Origin of the sequence: Amycolatopsis sp. cmx-8-4, from assembly GCF_046548675.1 — a bacterium.
Classification (GTDB): Bacteria; Actinomycetota; Actinomycetes; order Mycobacteriales; family Pseudonocardiaceae; genus Amycolatopsis.
The window spans coordinates 239,954-260,448 of record NZ_JAEBDZ010000006.1 but is presented as its reverse complement, the minus strand read 5'-3'; the positions used below and the strand labels follow the sequence as shown (position 1 = coordinate 260,448).

Annotated in this window: 17 protein-coding genes; 3 read left to right on the top strand and 14 right to left on the bottom strand. The window is 71.0% G+C overall.

All coding sequences use genetic code 11. From position 1 onward, the window contains the following. Positions 1 to 97: 97 nt before the first annotated feature. From manA to ACLJQZ_RS15170, 5 genes are all read right to left on the bottom strand, one after another. Complete coding sequence (manA, locus tag ACLJQZ_RS15190; RefSeq protein WP_410620808.1) at positions 98 to 1,327, bottom strand: mannose-6-phosphate isomerase, class I; 1,230 nt, start codon at positions 1,325 to 1,327, stop codon at positions 98 to 100. 54 nt (positions 1,328 to 1,381) lie between these two features. After that, the gene (locus ACLJQZ_RS15185; RefSeq protein WP_410620631.1) at positions 1,382 to 2,476 is read right to left on the bottom strand and encodes a hypothetical protein; all 1,095 of its coding nucleotides are present in this window, start codon (positions 2,474 to 2,476) and stop codon (positions 1,382 to 1,384) included. Then, the gene (locus tag ACLJQZ_RS15180) at positions 2,460 to 2,684 is read right to left on the bottom strand and encodes a Trm112 family protein (RefSeq protein ID WP_410620630.1); all 225 of its coding nucleotides are present in this window, start codon (positions 2,682 to 2,684) and stop codon (positions 2,460 to 2,462) included. Before ACLJQZ_RS15180 ends, ACLJQZ_RS15185 begins: the two co-directional genes overlap by 17 nt. Positions 2,685 to 2,771: 87 nt before the next feature. Continuing rightward, a complete protein-coding gene (locus ACLJQZ_RS15175; protein ID WP_410620629.1) occupies positions 2,772 to 4,127 on the bottom strand; it encodes a phosphomannomutase/phosphoglucomutase in 1,356 nt (451 codons plus the stop codon). 80 nt (positions 4,128 to 4,207) lie between these two features. Continuing rightward, positions 4,208 to 4,564, bottom strand: coding sequence for a DUF3499 domain-containing protein (locus ACLJQZ_RS15170; RefSeq protein ID WP_247057533.1), 357 nt, complete (start codon positions 4,562 to 4,564; stop codon positions 4,208 to 4,210). Between the two features lie 79 nt (positions 4,565 to 4,643). On the opposite strand from ACLJQZ_RS15170, the gene ACLJQZ_RS15165 reads away from it, so the two are divergent. Beyond that, a complete protein-coding gene (locus tag ACLJQZ_RS15165; protein ID WP_247057535.1) occupies positions 4,644 to 5,108 on the top strand; it encodes a metallopeptidase family protein in 465 nt (154 codons plus the stop codon). A 301-nt stretch (positions 5,109 to 5,409) separates the two neighbouring features. On the opposite strand, the gene ACLJQZ_RS15160 is transcribed toward ACLJQZ_RS15165, so the two are convergent. Further along, entirely contained in the window at positions 5,410 to 8,688 is a 3,279-nt protein-coding gene (locus ACLJQZ_RS15160) for a glycosyltransferase (protein ID WP_410620628.1), read from the bottom strand. Between the two features lie 313 nt (positions 8,689 to 9,001). After that, positions 9,002 to 9,289, bottom strand: a complete 288-nt coding sequence (locus ACLJQZ_RS15155) for a WhiB family transcriptional regulator (protein WP_410620807.1) — start codon at positions 9,287 to 9,289, stop codon at positions 9,002 to 9,004. A 318-nt stretch (positions 9,290 to 9,607) separates the two neighbouring features. On the opposite strand from ACLJQZ_RS15155, the gene ACLJQZ_RS15150 reads away from it, so the two are divergent. Further along, the gene (locus ACLJQZ_RS15150; RefSeq protein ID WP_326951658.1) at positions 9,608 to 10,312 is read left to right on the top strand and encodes a site-2 protease family protein; all 705 of its coding nucleotides are present in this window, start codon (positions 9,608 to 9,610) and stop codon (positions 10,310 to 10,312) included. 9 nt (positions 10,313 to 10,321) lie between these two features. On the opposite strand, the gene ACLJQZ_RS15145 is transcribed toward ACLJQZ_RS15150, so the two are convergent. From ACLJQZ_RS15145 to mshB, 3 genes are read right to left on the bottom strand one after another with little or no spacing between them, the layout of a single operon-like run. Further along, positions 10,322 to 11,116, bottom strand: coding sequence for a hypothetical protein (locus ACLJQZ_RS15145; RefSeq protein ID WP_410620627.1), 795 nt, complete (start codon positions 11,114 to 11,116; stop codon positions 10,322 to 10,324). Then, positions 11,109 to 11,501 carry a hypothetical protein gene (locus tag ACLJQZ_RS15140; RefSeq protein ID WP_410620626.1) on the bottom strand — a complete coding sequence of 131 codons (393 nt, stop codon included), beginning with the start codon at positions 11,499 to 11,501 and terminating at the stop codon, positions 11,109 to 11,111. The genes ACLJQZ_RS15145 and ACLJQZ_RS15140 overlap by 8 nt, the downstream gene beginning before the upstream one ends. After that, entirely contained in the window at positions 11,498 to 12,343 is an 846-nt protein-coding gene (gene mshB / locus ACLJQZ_RS15135) for an N-acetyl-1-D-myo-inositol-2-amino-2-deoxy-alpha-D-glucopyranoside deacetylase (protein WP_410620625.1), read from the bottom strand. Before mshB ends, ACLJQZ_RS15140 begins: the two co-directional genes overlap by 4 nt. Before the next feature lie 113 nt (positions 12,344 to 12,456). Between mshB and ACLJQZ_RS15130 the strand changes: the two genes are divergently transcribed. After that, complete coding sequence (locus ACLJQZ_RS15130; RefSeq protein ID WP_410620624.1) at positions 12,457 to 14,235, top strand: ABC transporter ATP-binding protein; 1,779 nt, start codon at positions 12,457 to 12,459, stop codon at positions 14,233 to 14,235. A gap of 190 nt (positions 14,236 to 14,425) precedes the next feature. Here ACLJQZ_RS15130 and ACLJQZ_RS15125 read toward each other — a convergent pair whose 3' ends face one another. The 4 genes from ACLJQZ_RS15125 to ACLJQZ_RS15110 form a co-directional block, all read right to left on the bottom strand. After that, positions 14,426 to 15,355 (bottom strand): ABC transporter permease, encoded by a 930-nt coding sequence (locus ACLJQZ_RS15125; RefSeq protein WP_410620623.1) that lies wholly within the window; start codon positions 15,353 to 15,355, stop codon positions 14,426 to 14,428. Continuing rightward, entirely contained in the window at positions 15,348 to 16,364 is a 1,017-nt protein-coding gene (locus tag ACLJQZ_RS15120; RefSeq protein WP_410620622.1) for an ABC transporter permease, read from the bottom strand. The genes ACLJQZ_RS15125 and ACLJQZ_RS15120 overlap by 8 nt, the downstream gene beginning before the upstream one ends. Positions 16,365 to 16,550: 186 nt before the next feature. Beyond that, the gene (locus ACLJQZ_RS15115) at positions 16,551 to 18,362 is read right to left on the bottom strand and encodes an ABC transporter family substrate-binding protein (RefSeq protein WP_410620621.1); all 1,812 of its coding nucleotides are present in this window, start codon (positions 18,360 to 18,362) and stop codon (positions 16,551 to 16,553) included. Between the two features lie 284 nt (positions 18,363 to 18,646). Continuing rightward, positions 18,647 to 20,383, bottom strand: coding sequence for an ABC transporter family substrate-binding protein (locus ACLJQZ_RS15110; protein ID WP_410620806.1), 1,737 nt, complete (start codon positions 20,381 to 20,383; stop codon positions 18,647 to 18,649). Between the last annotated feature and the right edge of the window lie 112 nt (positions 20,384 to 20,495).

Below are 20,495 nucleotides of genomic sequence, written 5' to 3'. Positions count from 1 at the left end.
GAACCCCGCCACACGGAACGCACACAGAACGCACGACCCACTCCGCGCACGAAAAAGCCACCAGGACCACGGAATCCTGGTGGCTTTCCGGCGAAATTCAGTCCTCGCAGTTTCCCGCCGTCGCGCGGAACAGCTGGGCGCCGGTCCCGTCCAGCGGGCGGATCCGCACCGGCGGGTCGGCGGCCGGCAGCCAGACCGACTGGCCGCGGCGCAGCTCCACCTTCTCGCCGTCGTCCGCCGTCACCAGGAGGTCGCCCGCCGTGCACAGCAAGATCTGCGGGCCGATGCTGTCGACCGTCAGCTCGTCGTCCTGACCCGAAGACCATTCGACGCGCGACAGCTCGAACTCCGGCGCGTCCGTGCGGTAGACCGCCAAGCGGTCGCCGCCGTCGCCGCACTGGACCGGCATCTCGCCGCAGGCGAAGTCGACCACCCGCAGCAGCTCCGGGACGTCCACGTGCTTCGGCGTCAGGCCACACCGGAGGATGTTGTCCGAGTTCGCCAGGATCTCCACGGCCGTGCCGTGCAGGTACAGGTGCAGGTTGCCGGCCGGCAGGTAGATCGCCTCGCCCGCGCGCAGCGTCAGGCGGTTCAGCAGCAATGCCGCCAGCACGCCCGCGTCGCGCGGGTGCGTCTCGCCCAGCTCCAGGATCGTCCGGCACTCGACCGAGAACTCGCCGTGTTCCCGCAGGTGCCGGACGCAGGCGTCCAGCACCTCCGGCAGCAGCGCGTCGAGCGACGACTGCGGCAGCGTGATCCACGTCGTGAACAGCGCCCGCAGGCCCGAGGGGTCCGGCTGCGCCTCGAGCAGGCCGGTGTACTTCGCCAGCCCCGGCGTCTCGATCGCCTTCAGCAGCTTGACCGTGCGCGCCGGCTCGCGGAACCCGGCCAGCGCGTGGAACTCCGTCAGCGCGCAGACCAGCTCCGGCTTCGCTGTCGGGTCCGGGTAGTTGCGGTTCGGCGCGTCCCGCGGGATGCCGCGCTTCTCCTCGCGGGCGTGCCCCTCCGCGGCCTGCGCGGCCGACGGGTGCGCCTGCATCGACAGTGGCTCCTCCGCGGCGAGGATCTTCAGCAGGAACGGCAGCCGCCCGCCCCACCGCTTCGCGCAGCGCTCGCCGAGCTGGTTCAGCGGGTCGGCTTCGACCAACTCCAGCAGGCTCCGCTCGGCCCCGTCGGGCCCGATGACGTGCGACGGGTCACCCGGGTGGGCGCCCATCCACAGCTCGGCCTCGGGGTGCGGCGCGGGGATCGGACGGCCCAGCAGCTCGGGGATCGTCGTCCGCGATCCCCAGGCGTAGGGCCGCACCGCGTTGCGCAGCAGCTCCACTGTCACCTCAACTCCACTCCTTCGGCACCGGCTGGGGCCGGTGCTCGGCGGGTCTCACGCCGTTACGGGCTCGAAGCGGCCCGCACCGCCGATGCTGCCCGCCGCCAGCCCGAGATAGACCGCCGCCAGTTCGAACCGCAGCGCCAGCACCGCGGCCCGCACGATTTCGTCCGTTTCGATCTCCTCGGCCGGGACGATGACGTCCGCACCCGGCAGCAGATCCTCGGCCTGGTAGCGCGCCGCGTCCGTGGCCGGACCGGTACGCACCGAGAGGAGCAGCACCCGGGTCTGGATGTCACCTGGTGGATCGTCCGGATCGGCGAAAATGTCACGCTCCGCGCCACCCGATTGCGCCACTCGCCGCAACGCGGGGCGCGCCAAGGCCTGGCGGAAGTCCTCGACGTCACACACCGTGGCCGCGTGCGCCGCGAACGCGTGCGCGGCGTGTTCACCGACGGCGACGGCGACCGGGTCGAGCCCCCACAGGAGCGGCACGCGGTCGGCGACCCGGAGGGCGAGCGCCTTGGCCGGGTTCTCGAACGAGTCGCGGGCCAGGTAGTCCTTCTCGGCTTCCAGGTCGAGCTGGTCGGCCAGCACCTGGACGTCGGCCAGCAGCAGGCCCAGCGCGTTCGCGGTGAGCAGCCCGGCGGCGAGGCCACGGGGGAACGCCAGTTCGGCCGGCACCGGGATGCGCGGCGCCAGCAGCAGGCCCTTGCCCGCTACGGCGGCCGCGACCGGGCCGTCCGCCGGCGCGGAGAGCACCACCGACGCGCCGAAGCGCGCGGCCCGCGCCAGCGACGCGGCGAGTTCGCGGTCGTCGGGGTCGTCGGTGTGCGCGAAGACGACGTCGAGCGCGCCGATCCAGGTCGGCACCACCTCGGCGACGACCACCGGGACCGGGCACGACGGCGCCAGCAGCGCCGCCAGCAGCCGCGTGACCGTCCGGCTCACCCCCGGCCGGTCGATCAGCACTACGGCGCGCGGGCGGCCCACGTCGAGCCGGTCGGCCAGCCCCAGCTCGGCTGCGAGCTCGGCCGCCGCCCGCACCTGGGCACCCGCCATCGCGGCCGCCCGGAGCAGCCCCGCGCTGTCGGCCTCGGCCAGGCGCGCGGGGTCGTCGAGCAGCGTGTCGTCAAGCACCGTCGGCATCGGACGCTTCGCTTTCAGCGGGGCCACCGGTGGCTTCGTCGAGCAGCAGCACCGGGATCCCGTCACGGACGGGGTACACCCGGCCGCACTCGGTACAGGTCAGGGCGTCGGCCTCCGGGTCGCCCGGGTTCCCGGGACGCAACGGGGCGTGATCGGGCGACGGGCACGCCAGGATCTCGAGGAGCTGGGCGTCGAGCGTGAGGGCCATGGTTCCTCCATACCACGCGATGAGGTGGGGTGAAGAGCACAGTTTCGGACACAGTGCGGTCCTGACGGCTCTTCACCCCCGGACGGATCAGCTGCGGATGATCGCGAGGACGTCTTCCACCAGGGCCTGCACCGCCTCGGCGTTGGCGGCCTCGACGTTCAGCCGGAGCAGCGGCTCGGTGTTCGACGGGCGGAGGTTGAACCACGCGCCGCCCGGCAGGTCCACGGTGAGGCCGTCCAGCTCGTCGATCTCGACACCGGACTTGCCGCCGAACGCGTCCTTCACGGCCATCATCCTGGCGACCTGGTCGTCGACCGTGGAGTTGATCTCACCCGACGCCGCGTAGCGCGAGTACGCGCTGGTCAGGTCGGACAGCGGGCCGTCCTGCTCGCCGAGCGCGGCGAGCACGTGCAGCGCCGCCAGCATGCCGGTGTCGGCGCGCCAGAAGTCGCGGAAGTAGTAGTGCGCCGAGTGCTCGCCGCCGAAGATCGCACCGGTGCGGGCCATCTCCGCCTTGATGAACGAGTGCCCGACCCGGGTGCGGACCGGCTTGCCGCCGTGCTCGGCGACGATCTCCGGCACGCCCTTGGACGTGATCAGGTTGTGGATGATCGTGCCGCCCGGGTCCTTCGCCAGCTCGCGCACGGCGACCAGCGCCGTGATCGCGCTCGGCGAAACCGGCTCGCCACGCTCGTCGACGATGAAGCAGCGGTCGGCGTCGCCGTCGAAGGCCACGCCCGCGTCCGCACCGACCTCGCGCACCTTCGCCTGCAGGTCGACGATGTTCGCCGGGTCCAGCGGGTTGGCCTCGTGGTTCGGGAAGCTGCCGTCGAGCTCGAAGTACATCGGCACGACGTCGATCGGCAGCCCGTCGAAGACGGTCGGGACGGTGTGCCCGCCCATGCCGTTGCCGGCGTCGACCACGATCTTCAGCGGCCGGTTGCCGGACAGGTCGACGAGGTTGCGCAGGTAGGCGGCGTAGTCGGCGAGGACGTCCCGCTCCGACACGGTGCCGCGCTGGCCCTCGAAGCCGGGCACGCCCTGCTCGACGGTGTCCCGGATCTCGGCGAGCCCGGTGTCCTGGCCGACCGGCGACGCGCCGGCGCGGCACATCTTGATGCCGTTGTACTTGGCCGGGTTGTGGCTGGCGGTGAACATCGCGCCCGGCAGGTTCAGCGAGCCCGACGCGAAGTACAGCTGGTCGGTGCTCGCCAGGCCGATGCTGACGACGTCGAGGCCCTGCGAGGTGACACCCTCGGCGAAGGCCGCGGACAGCCCCGGCGACGAGTCGCGCATGTCGTAGCCGATCACCACCGCGGGGGCCTCGGGCTTGATGAGCAGCGCGAACGCGGCACCGAAGTCGCGGACGAGGTCCGCGTCGAGCTGCTCGCCGACCACGCCGCGAATGTCGTAGGCCTTCACGATGCCCGAAAGGTCTGGCACGCCGTCTCCCCGCGAATAGTCGTCCCGGCGCCCGCTGCGCCGCGCGGAAAGCCTACCGGCGCCGGAGGTGGGTTACGCGCTCAGGCGCGGCCGGGCAGGACCCGGAGGTGGCCGCGGCGCCCGGAGGGGCCCTCGGGCTCGGTGACCGGCGGCGCGGGCTTGTCGGACCGGCCGGCCTCGCGCACGGCCTCGGCCAGCGCGGTCAGCTCGTCGGCCGACGGGTCCGGAGCGGCGAAGGCGCCTTCGTGCCGGACGACTTCCCAGCCCTTGGGGACGGTCAGCCGCAGCGCGTGGGCTTCGCAGAGGTCGTACGAATGGGGCTCGGAGGCGGTGGCCAGCGGGCCGACGACGGCGGTGGAGTCGCTGTAGGCATACGTCAGCGTGGCCACAGCCGGCTCGAGACAGCCGGTACGCGAACACTTCCGTACGCTCCGCACGATCGGAAACGATAGCGCGTCGCCGCAAGGACGTAGGAGCGACACGCGCTGAGACGCGCCGACCGCATAGACTTCCGGGGTGGCGACGGCTCGTGACTACCGACAACGGCGGCGCCTGCGACGGGACCGGCACGGCCGGGGCCTGCGCGGGACGCTCTATCCCGCGACCCTGCCCGCCGCCGCGAGCCGCGCGGAGCGGTTCGACGCGCTGGTGCTCGACGCGCTGGAACCGATCGAAGCGCGCTGGCGCCACGAGCTGACGAAGCTGGATGTGGCGGTCGACGACGTGCCCGAAGTCCGGGAGAACGGCCACGCCCCCGCGGACGGGATCCTGCACGACGGCGCGGTGCCGCTGTCGCGGCTGGTCCCGGCGGGGGTGGATCGCACGGGGATGCCGACGCGGGCCCGGATCGTGCTGTACCGGCGGCCGCTGGAGGCGCGCGCGAAGGACCCGTCGGAGCTGGCCGAGCTGGTGCACGACGTGCTGGTGGAGCAGGTGGCGGGGTACCTCGGCGTGGAACCGGACGTCATCGAAGGCGAATAGTCCGCGCCTGCACTTGTGGGTCGGCCGCGCGAACGGGCCAGTCGTGCTCATCTCGGCGCGAACGGGCCAGTCACGCTCGTCACGGCACGAGTGGCCCTTTCGCGCCCACCTCCATGCCACGCCAACGGGCCGCTCGCACTGATGTCAACGCGCCGCACGAACGGCCCACTCGCGACCTTCTCGACGCGAACGGCCCACTCGCGCCCGCAACCACACCCGCGCGAACGGGCCACTCACGCCCGAAGCAGCACCAACGGGCCACTCGCGCCCGAGGAAAGCAGCGCCGACCGGGACCGCAAGCTCAGCTGCGACGCCGGGCCGGGACCGCCGTCAGCAGGGTGAACAGCACCGCCGCCAGCTGGGCCAGCAGCAGCAGGTTCCGTTCCGTGCCCGGGTACTCCACCGTCACCTCCGACGTCGTCGGCGGCACCGACACCGCGACCTGGTGCCCCCACGCCGGGACGATCGGGACGCTCTTGCCGCCCACCGACGCCTTCCAGCCCGCTTCCTGCTCCGCCGCCAGCACCAGCAACCGGCCGGTCGGGCCCTCCGAGACCCGGACCCGGACGTCCGGGAGGCCCGCCTGGACCGGGGCCACGCCCGGGGCGTTCCCGGGGGCGCCGCCGCCCGTGACCGCCGCTTTCGCCTGCTCTGGGGAGATCAGGATCACCTGGCCCGCCGGCGACAGCAGGCGAAGCACGCCACGGCCGTCCGAAGTCGGGGCCGCTATCGAGACCATGTCCTTCGCCAGCGGTGGGTACGCCTGCGGGTCCACGCCCGGCGGGAGCACCACGTACTCGACCCCGGCGGCCGCCGCCGCGGCGAAGGTGCGCTGCACCGCGGGAGCGTCGCCCTGGCCGAGGTCGCGGCGCCACGTCGCGAGCCGGGCCGGGGTGGCGGGGGTCGGGGCCAGTTCGTCGTCGCCGTAGTGGGGCAGGCGGCCGGCGATCTGGCGGGTCGCGTCCGGCGCCAGATCGAGCACCGACCGGCCCGACGCGCCCAGCTCCGCCGTTACCTCCGGTGCGAGCGAAGGACGCTCGCCGGCGCGCAGTGGTCCCTGGCCGCCGACGGCCACCGCGCCGACGGCCAGGGCGAGGAACACCACGACCCCGGCGATCGCCGACACCTTCGGCAGCCACGTCGACGGCACCCCGGCCGCACCGCCGCGCTGCCACGAACCGAGCACGACCCACAGCAGCCCCGCGCCGACGATCAGCAGCGGCACCCCCGCGTAGCCGTGCGCCGCGGCGCCGCCCTGCATCGGGGTCGCCGTGACGAGCCGGACCAGCACCAGGCCGCCCACGCCCAGCACCCCCAGCGCGAGCCCGCCCGCGGCGAGCTTCGTCGGCCGAACGACGATGGCCACCAGCGCCGCCGCGATCACCGCGACGCCGATCGGCCACGCGCCCGGGCCGCCCGGGTCGAGCCCGGCCAGATCCGTGCCGGACGCCACCGAAGCCGCGCCGCCCAGTCCCTGCACGAGCAGTTCCGGGTGCTTCAGCAACACCGTCGGCCACGGCAGCAGCAGCGCCAGCGGCAGCAGGACGACGATCCCGACCGACGCGATCCGCCGCGCCAGCCCGGTCGGCGCGGGCAGCACCACGAACCCGATCAGCAGCCCGGCGAGCGCGAGCGCGTGCGCCAGCGGCGAGAACGCGCCGAGCAGCGCGACGCCGAACGCCGAGAGCGCCGACACGTGCAGCCACCGCTGGTCCGCGCGGACCAGCAGCCCGGCGATGCCCGCCGCGACGAGCGGCAGCACCAGGTGCACCACGACGACGTCGAGCCGGCCCTGCGCCACCGCCGCCGTCGCGGCCGGCAGCAGCGCGTACGTCGCGGCGACGACCGCGCGGACCCACCGGCGCACGCGAAGCCGCCGTGTCGCCACGTACGCGGTCAGCGCCGCCAGCGGGATGTCCCCGAGCAAGAGGACGGCGACCAGCGCGGCCGGGCCGCCGATCGGCCCGAACACCGCGCCGAGCGTGCCCAGCACCGGCACGGTCGCCGACGCGGGCGCACCCGTGCCACCCGCGATCGCGTGCCACGGCGTGAGGTACGACGTCCACAGCTCCCCCAGGCCGCCGACCGGGAGGAGCTTGCCCCCGAACAGGTCGAGCCCGAGCCGGGCGCGGTTCACGAACAGCCCCAGCGCCGTCATCACGACCAGCAGCACCACCGGCGGCGCGAAGATCGTCGCGCCCAGCACGCGGCGGCGGTTCACCTCGACGAAGACGATCTCCGGCTCGGGTGCCGGGATGATCTCTTCGGTGGTTTCCGTGGTTTCCGGTTCCGGCGCCACGGTTTCCGGCAGCGTGACGGCGACGAGCGTGCCCGGCCGCCGCAGCCCGGACCCGCGGGAGCTGACCCCGCGCAACGCGCCGGCGGGCAGCGCGTCCGGCCCGACAGGACGGTTCTCCCGCGCGTCGAGCGCTTCCGGCGTCACCCATGCGGACTCGGTTTCGACGGTTTCGGGGACCGTCCCGAGCGCGACGTCGTTCTCCACACCGCGGCGCACGAGGCCGACGACGCCGGCGCGGACGGCGTTGCGCAGCCGCGTCCCGCGTCCGGTGAAGAGGCCGCGAACCGTGCCAGGCCGCGGATTCCGCCGTCGGCGCGCCCGGGCGGCGCGCAATCCGCCGCGTCCACTGAGGAGGTACGCGGCGGCCGCGAACTCCGCCCGCGCCTCGCCGGTGCGGCGCAGCAGGACGAAGGCCAGCGCGCGCAGCACCGAGAGCAGCGGGAGCCGGATCATCCCCAGCCAGAAGGAAAACGGCGAGCAGTTCACCAGGAACACCCGCAGCCCGTGGGCGCGGTTCGCGGCGGCGAGCGACGCGGGCACGGCGTCGGCGGCCCGCTGGCCGGTGGTGACGGCGCGCGCGTGCCGCACCCGCGCGGCCGGCACCGACAGCACCAGCCCGCCAGCCGCGTTCGCGCGCCAGCCGAAGTCGAGATCTTCGCGCAGCAACGGGAAATCCTGGTCGAACCCGCCGAGGGAGTCCCACGCATCGCGGCGCACGAGCGAGCCCGCGCTGGGCACGGCGAGCACCTCGGCCGGGTCGTCGCCGGTCGCGGCGACCTGCTGCCGGTGCCCGGACGCGTCGGTCGACAGGCCGGCTTCGACGATCAGCCGCGGGTCCGTCCAGTCGAGCCCGAGCGCGCCGAGCACGGTCGCGGACGGTTGCGCCGTCGCGACTTTGAGGAGTTCGTCGAGGCAGTCGGGTTCGGGCGCGCAGTCGTCGTGCAGCAGCCAGAGCCACGCGCCCGGGTCGCCCCAGCGCTCGGTGGCGTGTTCGACGGCTTGCGCCACCGCGGCGGCGAAGCCGGTTTCACTCGAAAGCGTGATGATCCCGGAGAGCACCGGAGGTGCGTCCGGATCACTGCCCGGGTCGGCCGCGGCGGCCAGGAGGCGCGGGGTCGCGTCGGTGGATCCGGTGTCCACGGCGAGCACGTGCCGGGGACCGACGGTGCTGCGGCGCAACGAGGAAAGCGCCAGCGGCAGCCAGTTTTCGCCGTTGTGACAGACCACAATGGCCAGAACGGGCGCGGTGCGCAGGGCGGGCGGCGCGACGGTGCGGGGCAACAAACGCTCCTGATCAGGCGGCGGTCGGTGCGGCCACCCTACGGCCCCGGTCCGTCACCCGATGGTGAACCCACGCCGTGCGGAATGCAGAGCGCCCACGCAGTGGAACTGCGTGGGCGCATCACACAAGCCAAGCCGGCCAAGACCCAGCCCGTGACCCAACGCCGAGCCGGCTGATCCACGCAAGCCGGCTACAGCGGGGGTCCGGGGGCGTGCCCCCGGGCGGGGTCTGGGGGTTGCACCCCCAGAAGGCACTTGAAGCGCGAGCACGGTTCGCGCTTTCCGCGGACGCAACTCACCCCTCGGACACGCTTCAAACTGTGCGTTTCTTCAGCTTCCGGCGCTCCCGCTCGGACAGACCGCCCCAGATGCCGAAGCGCTCGTCCTTGGCCAGCGCGTACTCAAGGCACTCGTCCTTGACCTCGCAACCCAGGCAGATCCGCTTGGCTTCACGGGTGGAGCCGCCCTTCTCCGGGAAGAACGCCTCCGGGTCCGTCTGCGCGCACAGAGCGCGTTCCTGCCAGTCCTGCTCTTCCTCGGTGGCATCGATGAGCTCGGTGAGATCTCCCAGAGCTTGCTCCGGGATCTCGCCCCAACTCATGACGTGCCCCCATTCCTTACCATCGGCTTCCAACCGCACGTCCGCCTCCTCGCTCCCTAGCACTCCCCAGGCTGGCGGTGGTGAAACGCCACCCGTCGTCCCCTCGACGACGAATGACATCACTGTGATTACACCCGTGTAGTGCGGTCAGGTCAAGCGGAGTAGCGAGTTCGGGGGACCCTTCGGCCCGATCGCGCAAGGGGACACGCCGGTAACTTCACACCGGGCATACGGAAGACTGGAAGCGTGCAGAAGTCAGCGACGCGCCCCAGCCCGGTCTTCCTCGGCATCCTCGCCCTCACCGTCGCCGGTGGCGTGATGGCCGCCTTCGGCGACGTCACCACCGTCCTGGTCGGCGATCGCGATCCACTCCTCATCGCCGGCGTCGTGATCTTCGTCGCCGCCGGCTGGGTGGCGTCGCTGTCGCTGCACGAGTTCGGCCACGCGATGGTCGCCTACCGGGGCGGTGACGCCAGCGTCGCCCACAAGGGTTACCTGACGCTCGACGTCCGGAAGTACACCGATCCGGTCCTGTCGATCGTCCTGCCGTTGATCTTCCTGATCATCGGCGGCATCCCGCTGCCCGGCGGCGCGGTCTGGATCAACCGGGGCGCGCTGCGCTCGCGCGGGACGTCGTCGTGGGTCTCGCTGGCCGGCCCGCTGAGCAACCTCGCGGTCGGCGCGGCGCTGGCGCTCGTGGTGGCGCTGGTGCCGATGGCGGGCGGCCTGGTCGTCGCGATGTCCTACCTGGCGCTGCTGCAGATCCTGACGTTCATCCTGAACATCCTGCCGATCCCCGGCCTCGACGGCTGGGGTGCGATCGAGCCGTACCTGCCGCCGCAGGCCCGCGCGTTCGGCGCGCAGGTCCGCCCGTGGGCGCCGATCATCCTGTTCGCGATCCTCTGGTTCTTCACCCCGGCGAGCACGGCCCTGTGGGACGGCGCGTTCTGGATCTACAACGGCCTGGGCGGCTTCGAAGAGGGTGCCCGCGCGGGCGCCAGTGTCTTCCGCTTCTGGAACTGACGCGCCGGGTCAGCGGGCGGGCGCCTGCTCCGTCAGCCAGGTGTGCGCCCGCTTCCAGACCTCCTTCAGCCCGGAGCGCTCGCCGAGGTAGTCGCCGGCCGCGCCGACGACCGGGAGCAGGCCCAGCGCGCGGTGCACGAAGTTGCCCCGCGGCCGCTTCTCCAGCTCGCCCGTGATGCCGATCAGGCCGCGGCCCAGGCGCCACAGCGTGCCCGCGGCGGCCTTGACCGTCGCCTTGCCGTGCTTCTTCTCCGACGCCGTCAGCTCTTCGGTCAGCCTCGCGGCTTCTTCCGCCTCCGCGGCTTCGTCGTGCTCCGCGTGTTTGCCCGCCGCGAGATCCGGGTCGATGTCGCGCTCGAACAGCACCGACGCGATCAGCCGCACGCGGGTGCCGACGTCCGTGACGCCGTATTCGCCCGCGATCGCGCACAGCAGCAGCCCCTGCGAGGCCGCGCCGAGGGTGTCCTGCACCGGCAGCCGGTCGGCCAGCGCGCCGCCGAGGCCGGGGATCGACGTCAGCAGCGCCGTGAACCGGCCGACCCGGTTCATCCACCAGCTCGACCGGTCGTAGCCGGTCATCCGGCCCCACGCGGCCGTGCCGGGGACCTTCACCGACGTCAGCCCGTGGATCAGCTTCGCCTTGAGCCCGGACTCGACCTCGGCGAGGTCGTCCTGCTCGCGCCGGTCGCGCGCCTGCAGCCCGAACGGGTCGGACTCGCGCAGCGCGTCCAGCATCGGGCCGCACGCCCGGACGAACGGCCGCAGCACCGCCACGACCTGCTTGTCGGAAATCGCCTCAGCCACGTCCCGGTTTCCTTCCCGCCGCACGGCCCAGCCCACCGCCGAGCACCATCGCGCCGGGCAGCGCGCTGGCACCGAGCAGCAACAGCGCCCGCCAGTCCTGGATCAGCACCAGGTCACCACCCGGACCCAGCATGCCGAACCCGAACACGACGAGCACCCACACGACGAGGGGTACCCACGAAAGAGACGGCCGCACCAGCTTCGCGGTGGTCGATACCAGCCACGGCGTCGTCACCGCGCCGACCAGCACCGTCACCGGGAGTGGCACGACGCCGAGCCGCAGCGGCAGGAAGAACAGCTCCAGCACGCCCAGCAGCACGGCGTCGAAGGCGAGCAGCACGAGGAACGCGATCCGGGTCCCGGTCAACCGGTCGGGCGTGGTCACAGTCCACCGAACAGGTCGCCGGCCGCGCCCTCGGCCGGGCCGTGGGCCAGCACGAAGCAGTCGCGCGCCGGGATCGGCTGCGCCAGCTCGTTGGTCAGCGCGAAGTGCGGGACGGCGCCCTCGACGACGGTCAGCTGCGTCGCGTGCGCGCGCAGGGCCGCCAGCTTCGCCGGCAGGTGCGCGGCGACGTCGAGGACCGTCGTGATCTCCTCGTCCGGCGTCACCGGCAGCTCGGCGTCCGGCGGCACCGGGAAGCGTGACGTCCCGGCGGCCCGCAGCTCGGCGAGGCCGGCGCGGACGTCGTCACGCGACGCGACCGTGTGGAACACCCGGGCGACCGACGCCGCCCGCGGCGCCGCGGCCATGGTGATCTCGTGGGCGCGGATGTGGTCGGGGTGGCCGTAACCGCCGAACGCGTCGTAGGTGACGACGACCTGCGGCCGGACCTCGTCGAGGACCGCCGCCAGCTGCGCCGCCTGCTCTTGGAGGGCACCACCGGCGAACGCCCGCGGGTGGGACGCCGCCGGCGTGCCCGCCATACCCGAATCGCGCCACCGGCCGATCCCGCCCAGGTAACGATGTCGCGACACCCCCAGCGCGGCGCACGCGGCCTTCAGCTCGCCGACGCGGTAACCCCCCAGCTGGTCGGCGGCCCAGGCCCCCAGCCCGGCCAGCTCCGGCAGCTCGTGGACGATCTCGCCTTCCTCACCCAGCGTGCAGGTCACCACGGTCACCTCGGCGCCCTCGGCGGCGTATCGTGCGATCGTGGCGCCGGTGGTGATGCTCTCGTCGTCGGGATGGGCGTGGACGAGCAGCAGTCTTCGCGGTACCGGAGAGATCACGGGTTGAGCGTAATTCCCGTGCTCCGACCTAAGTCGGGGACACCCTCGGTTATCCTCGCGCGAGTCGCGACCGCCGCGTCGCGATGGTCTGTACCCCCACGAAGGGCATCTTGGTGAGCACTGAAGCAACTTCGGCGAACGTCGCCGACGTGTCGGGATCCGTTCTGTCCATCTCCGACCTGAGCGTCTCGTTCCCGACCGAGGACGGCGTCGTCGACGCGGTCAAGGGCATCGGGTTCGACGTCAAGCCCGGCGAGATCGTCGCCGTCGTCGGTGAGTCCGGGTCCGGCAAGTCCGTCACGTCGATGTCGGTGCTGGGCCTGCTGCCCAAGACCAGCCGCATCGCCGGCGAGCTCCGCCTGGGCGAGCGGAACCTGGCGGACCTCAAAGAGAAGGACATGCAGAAGATCCGCGGCAACCAGGTCGCGATGATCTTCCAGGAGCCGATGACGGCGCTGAACCCGGTCTACACGGTCGGCTGGCAGCTGCGCGAGGCCCTGCGGTCGCACCAGGACATCTCGAAGGCCGCCGCCGACAAGCGCGCGGTCGAGCTGATCGACATGGTCGGCATCCCGAACCCGGAGCAGCGGTTCAAGCAGTACCCGCACCAGCTCTCGGGCGGCCTGCGCCAGCGCGTCGTCATCGCCATGGCGATCGCCTGCGACCCGCAGGTCATCATCGCCGACGAGCCGACCACCGCGCTCGACGTCACCGTGCAGGCGGAGATCCTCGGCCTGCTGCGCAAGCTGCGCGACACCCTCGACACCGCGATCGTGCTGATCACGCACGACATGGGCGTCGTCGCCGACATGGCCGACCGCGTCATCGTGATGTACCAGGGCGAGATCGTCGAAGAGGCGCCCGTGCGCGAGCTGTTCGCCTCGCCCAAGGAGGACTACACCCGCCGGCTGCTCGCCGCGGTGCCGGTCCTGGGCCAGCGCCCCGAGGGGCGTCGCCTGCTGGACACCGGGATCGACGCCGACAGCACCGAGGCGGCCAAGATCGCCGAGGACATCCGGCTGGCCGACGCCGAGCTGGAGGCCGTGATCGAAGAGGCCGCGCCGGCCCTGGAGATCAAGAACCTGGTCCTCGAGTACCCGGGCCGCCGCGGTCAGGGCAAGAACCGCGCGGTGGACGACGTCTCGCTGACCATCGCCAAGGGCGAGATCGTCGGCCTGGTCGGCGAGTCCGGCTCCGGCAAGTCGACCGTCGGCCGCTGCGCCGTCGGCCTGCTCCGGGCCACCCAGGGCACCATCGCGATCGCGGGCCGTGACATCACGACGATGTCCGCGAAGGACATCCGCCCGCTGCGCCGGTTCTTCTCGATCGTGTTCCAGGACCCGGCGTCCACACTGGACCCGAAGATGACGATCGGCGAGTCGATCGCCGAGCCGATGGTGCTGCACAAGGTGCTGGCCGGCAAGGAGCTCTCGGCCCGCGTGCGCTCGCTGCTCGACAAGGTCGAGCTGGGCGGGCACTACATGAACCGCTACCCGCACGAGCTCTCGGGCGGCCAGCGCCAGCGCGTCGCGATCGCCCGGGCGCTGTCGCTCGACCCGGCACTGCTGATCGCCGACGAGCCGACGTCGGCGCTGGACGTGTCGGTGCAGGCCCGCGTGCTGGACCTGTTCCTCGACCTGCAGCAGTCGCTGCAGTTCGCGTGCCTGTTCATCAGCCACGACCTGGCCGTGGTCGACCTGCTGGCCGACCGCGTCGCGGTGATGCAGTACGGCAAGCTGGTCGAGGTCGGCACCCGTGACCAGGTGCTGCACTCGCCGCAGCAGGAGTACACCCGGCGCCTGCTGTCGGCGGCCCCGGTCGCCGACCCGGTGCTGCAGGCCGAGCGCCGCGCGGCCTGGGAAGCGGGCCGGCTGGCGCCGGTCGCCGACTGACGCACTCCGAGACATGCTGAAGGCCGCCACCCGGCTCGGGTGGCGGCCTTCGGCGTTCCGGGGCCCTGCGAGTCAGCCGACGCGGCTGCGGGGGCCGAGGATGCCCCTCGGCGCGCGCTGTGCGCCTGTACTACGCCGAAACGACCGCGGGGGTGACCGGAATCCGGTCACCCCCGCGGTGTGCGTTCGGTCAGGCCTTCATTCTCCGCTGTCGCGGGTCGAAGGCGTCGCGAAGACCGTCACCGATGAAGTTGATCGTCAGTGAGATCAGCACGAGCACGATGAACGGCCCGAAGAACAGCGCCGGCCGCGTCTGCAGCTGGGCGTAGTTCTCCAGGATGACGCGGCCGAGCGAGGTGTCCGGCAGCTGGACACCGAGGCCGATGAACGACAGCGCGGCTTCCGCCAGCACGGCCTGCGCGACCGCGAGGGTCGCGTTGACCGTGATGCTGCCGACCATGTTCGGCACCAGGTGCTTGAAGATGATCCGGAACGTGCCGGCGCCCGACGCGCGAGCCGCGTCGACGAACTCGCGCTGCGACAGCGACATCGCCTCGGCCCGGGTGATCCGGGCGATCTGCATCCAGCCGAAGGCCGCCAGCACCAGCGCCACGATGTACCAGGCACCGCCGCCGAACACCTTGGCGAGAATGGCCGCCGCGGCGATCTGCGGGATGATCAGGAACAGGTCCGTCACGCGCGAGATCGCCGAGTCGGTGAAGCTGCGCAGGTAGCCGGCCAGGGCACCGAGGACGACGCCGACGAAGGTCGACAGGATCGACACCGTGAGCGCGATCAGCAGCGAGAACTGGGTGCCGCGCAGGATCTGCGACACCATGTCCTTGCCGACCTGCGTGGTGCCCAGCGGGAAGTCCCCGTTCGGCTTCGCGAAGGACGGGAAGGAGCTGTCCTCGAAGCTGTGCGGCCAGAAGAGCGGCATCAGGATGCTGAGCACGATGATCAGCACCAGCACCGCGGTCGAGGCCATCGCCAGCTTGTGGTGCAGGAACTTGCGCAGGACCAGCTTGCCCTGGCTCCGCGGCTCGGGCAGGGCCTCCGGCGGCAGCGTGCCGTCGGCCGTCGCGATTTCGGTCGCGAGAAGAGAGTTCAAGTCAGCCAACGCGAATCCTTGGGTCCAGGATGCCGTACATCAGGTCGGCGATCAGGTTGGCGACGACCACGCTGGAGGCGATGACCACGAGCCAGCCCATCAGCACCTGGGTGTCGTTTTTCGTGACGGCTTCCACCAGCAGCGTGCCCATGCCGTGCCAGTTGAACACCGTCTCGGTGATGATCGCCCCGGCCAGCACCGAGCCGAAGTTCACCGAGAACAGCGTCGTCACGGGGATCAGGGCGTTGCGGAAGGCGTGCCGGAAGATGACGCGGCCGTTGGCCAGGCCCTTGGCGCGCGCGGTGCGCACGTAGTCCGAGCTCATGACCTCGAGCATCGAGGCGCGCTGGAAGCGGCTGTAGGCGGCGAAGCTGATCGCCATGATCGAGAGGGTCGGCAGCAGGTACGCGCCGACCGTACTGGTTATGAAGTCCCCGACGCCGTCGGTCTTCAGCTGCTCCGGGCTGATCGTGCGCAGCCATGGATTGCCGAGGACGTCGGACAGGCCCAGGTCCCGCACCCAGCCGTTGATCTCGATCGCGTAGCGCTTCAGCACGATCGCGACGCAGAAGATCGGCATCGAGAACAGCAGGAAGGCCAGGGTGGTCGCGATGTAGTCGATGATCGAGTACTGCTTCACCGCGGCCAGCACACCGACGATGATGCCGATGATCAGCGCGAGGATCTCGGCGCCGACGACCAGCTTGAGCGTGACGGCGAACGCGGCCGTGACCTTGGGCGCGACCGGCGCGAGGGCGTTGCCCTGCGCGATCGAGGTGCCCCAGTCGCCGGTCAGGAAGTGCCCGAGCCAGGTGAAGTAGCGCGGGATGACGCCCTGGTCCAGCCCCAGCTTGTGGGAGAGCGCGTTGATCGCGTCCTTGCTCATCAGCGGGTTGTTGCGGATCTCGCCCAGCGGGTCACCGGTGGCGGCGACCATCACGAACGACAGGAAGGTCCCGACCAGCAGGACGGGAATCGATATCGCCAGACGGCGAAGGATGTAGATCACCAGGTTCAACGAACTGCTCCTCATCCGGGCCTGGTCGTCAGAAGTGCGCTGGACCGCTACCCGGTTGTCTACCGTAGTGGTGGTAACCCTACGGTCAACAGCTACTTCCGGTGGGTACCGGGGCCCGGCTCGTGGCCGGGCCCCGGTACCTCCCAGGTCATCTGGAGCGAGGGGAAAGAAGAGTCGGGACGAGCCCTACTTCTTCTGCTCCCACTCGCCGGCGTTCCACAGGACACCGTTGTACGACTGCATGTACACGCGGTCGATACCCTTGAACGCCCACATCGACGGGGTCTGCCAGAGCGGGATCGACGCGTACTTGTCCGCGATGGCCTTGTCGGCCGCCTGGTAGCTCTGGGTCTTGACGGTCTCGTCGGTGGCCTTCACCGCGGCGTTGAACGCCTCGTCGATCTTCGGGTCGCAGAGGTTCTGGTAGTTCTGGTCACCGCCGCTGGCCTTGCAGACGTAGATCGAGCGCGACTGCGACTTGAACGGAGCCGACGACCAGCCGAAGAGCGCGACGTCGTAGTCACCGGTCGAGACGCGGCCACCCTTGAGGAAGTTGGCGTCGGTCTCGTCCTTGACCTCGATGCCGGCCGCCTTGGCCTGCGAGATGATGATCTCGACGGTCTGGCTGCGACGGGCGTTCTGGTTGTGCGTGATCTTGAACGAGGCACGCACACCGCCCTTGGCGAAGATGCCGTCGGCGCCCTTGGCCCAGCCCGCGTCGGTCAGGGTCTTGGCCGCGGCCTCGGCGCCCAGGCCGGCCTTGCTGCCGTACAGGTCGGTGTAGCCCTCTTCACCCTGGAAGAACACGATCGAGTTCAGCGGGGCCGCGTCGGCCTGGACTTCCTTGAGCAGCTTGTCGACGATCGCCTTGCGGTCGATCGACTCGAAGAACGCCTTGCGGATGGCGTCGTCCTTGAAGATGCGGTTGAACTGCAGGTCGAGGTGCTCGTAGGTCAGCTGGGGAGCCGAACCGTAGGTGACACCCTGAGCCGAGAGGCTCTTCAGCGTCTGGGCCGCGGTGGCGTCCGGCTGGGTCGACGCCGCGACGTCGATCTCACCGTTCTGCAGCGCGGTCGCCATGGCCTTGGTGTCTTCCATGGCGCGGACGACGATCTTGCTCGGGCCGCCCTTGCCGCCCGCCCAGTTCGGGTTCTTGACGAGCGTGACGGCCTTCTGGTTGGCGTCGAACGCGTCGATCATGTACGGGCCGGAGGCCGGCATGAGCGCCTTGTCGAAGCCCTTCCACTTGTTCGTCCAGAAGTCGCCGGCCTTGGTCACCTGGGCCGGGTCGCCGGTCGGCGCGAGCTTGGTGATGTCCGCGATGCCGGTCTGCTTCTCGAGGATGTGCGCCGGCAGCACCGCGACGCCGCTGAACAGGCCCTTGTAGTCGAGGTACGGCTCGCTGTAGTCCGTCTCGAAGGTCAGGTCGTCCTTGCAGGTGGCGGTCTTGATCTTGTCGTAGCCGGTGGTCGAGGCGGCGTTGAACGGGTTCTTGCCGTCACTGCCCTTCGCCTGGCCGCTCTGCGCGAGCCACGCCAGGTAGAAGTCCTTGCAGTTGTAGGCCTCGCCGTCCGACCACTTGAGGTTCGGCTTGATCTTGTACGTGACGACCTGGGGGTCCTTGGTCGTCACGTCGGCCGAGTCGAGGATGTCCTTGTTGAGCAGCACCTTGTTGTTGCCGTCGAGGACGAAGGAGTCTTCGATGACGGCGGTCAAGATGTACGTGTTGTACGAGCTGTTGGTGTCCGGGGTGTTGTTGTTGTACCCCGAATAGCCGTCGTCGATCCCGACCGTGACCGTGCCGTCCCAGCCCTTGACGTCGGCGAGCTTGAACGAGTCACCGGTCTCGGCCTTGCCGACCGCCATCGCCTTGACGTCGGTCGACGATCCGTTGGTGTCGGTGCTGCCCGAACCCGAATCACCACCGCTGCAGGCGCTCAGCAGCAGCGTGGCGCCTGCGACGAGCGACAAGGCGGAGACTGCTTTGGTTCTCCTCATGAAGTGTGCCCTCCTAGCACTGAGCCCTTGAATTGTGACAAGGACCCACACCGCTCCGGTTTGGGCCGGAGCCTACGACACGCCAAGCGACACTCAACTGGCGCACTGCGGGTGCACGCTAGAAAGGAAAAGCACCGACAGTCACCAGTTCAGGGTCGATCGTGACCAAAGGGTGACTTCCAGTGGACATCCAGAAATACGACGGTTACCTCATGGAATCAATGTCCCCCACCCGAAGGCGTCGGTAAAGATCACTCGGTAGTACTGAATGCGTAGCCGACTGATTACTTCGGGCCGCGAGTCCAGTTCACGGCCGACCCGAACGGGCCCACCATGGGGGGACCCGGCGTGACGCCCGAGATGCCCGAACCGATCGCCAGGGTGTCAGCCATCTGGAACAGCGGAATCACCACGTTCTGACGCCAAAGTTCAGGCTCAAGGGTGGTCAGGGCCTCGGCGATCGGCGTGGCGCCCGACAGCGCGGCGTCGATCGACGGCTGCAGCGCCGCGTCGCAGAAGCCCGCCGAATTGCCCGGAACGACCGGTTTCGTGGTGTCCGCCCCCGTCGCCGTCTGCTCGGGCCGGCAGCCGAAGGTCGACGCGAGCACCGACGCCGTGTCGCCGCCGACCGCCTGCGGCACGACCGCGATGTCGACACCGACGTTGCCCGCCGAGTCACCGGCCGGCTGCTGGACCCCGCCGGCGACCGGCATCGCGAGCAGGCCGCTGAACAGGTCCCGCGGCTGCGGCGTGATCGCGTCGACCTCGATGCCCTGCGCGGCCAGCTCGCCGGTGAGCTCCTTGGCGATCGACGCGTACGGCTCCTGGGTGCCGGGCGAGGCGATGACCAGCGAAAGCGCCTTGCCGTTCTTGCGCCAGGTGCCCGCGGTCTTGGTGTAGCCGGCCGCCTTCAGCGACTCCTCGGCCTTCGCGACGTCGGGCGCGGTCGGCGGCCCGGGCGGAATCGTCGCGGTGTACCCGGCCACCGACGGCGCCTTCACCTGGGCGTCGGCGTGCAGCGCGGCCGACGGGCCGCCGTTGACGCCCTCCGTGATCAGCTTGGTGCGGTCCAGCAGGGCGGCGACCCCGGCCCGCACCTGCGCGTCCTGCAGCGTGGCGCTGACCGGCCGCAGCAGCACGTCGGCGACGAGCGGCCGGGCCACGGTGTGCAGCTGGACGGCCGAGCCGAGCTCGCCGAGCAGCTTGAGCTCGTCGCCGGTGGTCCGGGCCAGCGCGAACTGGTCGTTGCCGCTGCGCAGCGCGGCCAGCAGGGTGTTCTGGTCCGACCGACGCAGCACGATCCGGTCGACTGCCGCGGGCTTCTCCCAGTAGCGCTCGTTGCGCTCGAGGATCACCTCGCCGCGGGCGGTGTCGAGGCTCTTGATCGAGAACGGGCCGGCGATGGCCGGGAAATTCGAGGCCAGGGCCCCGCGCCAGCCGTCGGGGGCGTCCTTGAGCAGGTGGGCGGGCAGCAGGTCCGAGAACAGCGTCTGCCAGCCGGGGTACGGCTTGGCGAAGGTGACCTCGACGCGCTTGCCGCCCTCGCGGGACTGCAGGTCGGTGATCTGCCGGTAGCCGGCCGGGCCGATCACGCCGGGCTGGTCGCGCATCTGGGTGCGCAGGTAGTCGAAGTCCTCGGCGGCGATGGGCGCGCCGTCGGACCAGGACGCGTCCGGCCGGATGTCGTAGGCGACGACGAACGGCTGCTGCGAGAGCACCGCGGCGGACTTCATGAGGTTCTTGTCGAGCAGGGTGGCGCCGTCGTCCTTCTGGCGGAACACCGAGGGCAGCAGCAGCTGCGAGAGCGCCTTGGTCACCTGCGAGGAGTCCGCGAGGTTGTGCGGGTTGTACCCGCCGAGCACGTCGTCGACGCCGACGACGATCTGCGACGGGGTCTTGCCGGTGGTCGAGGCCGGCGCCACCGACGACGACACGACCGGCGGTGGCGGGGTGTTCGAGCAAGCGGCGAGCACCACGGCCGCGAGTGCCAGTACCGGCCCCGCCTTGCGATTCACCCGCACGCCCAGTCCTTCCGGATTCTCCCCGATCGGGTCAGCCATGTTCCCATGACCACCACCGCCGCCGGAACCGAGATTCCCATACCCGGATCGGCCGGGTCCGGCGCCCCATCGT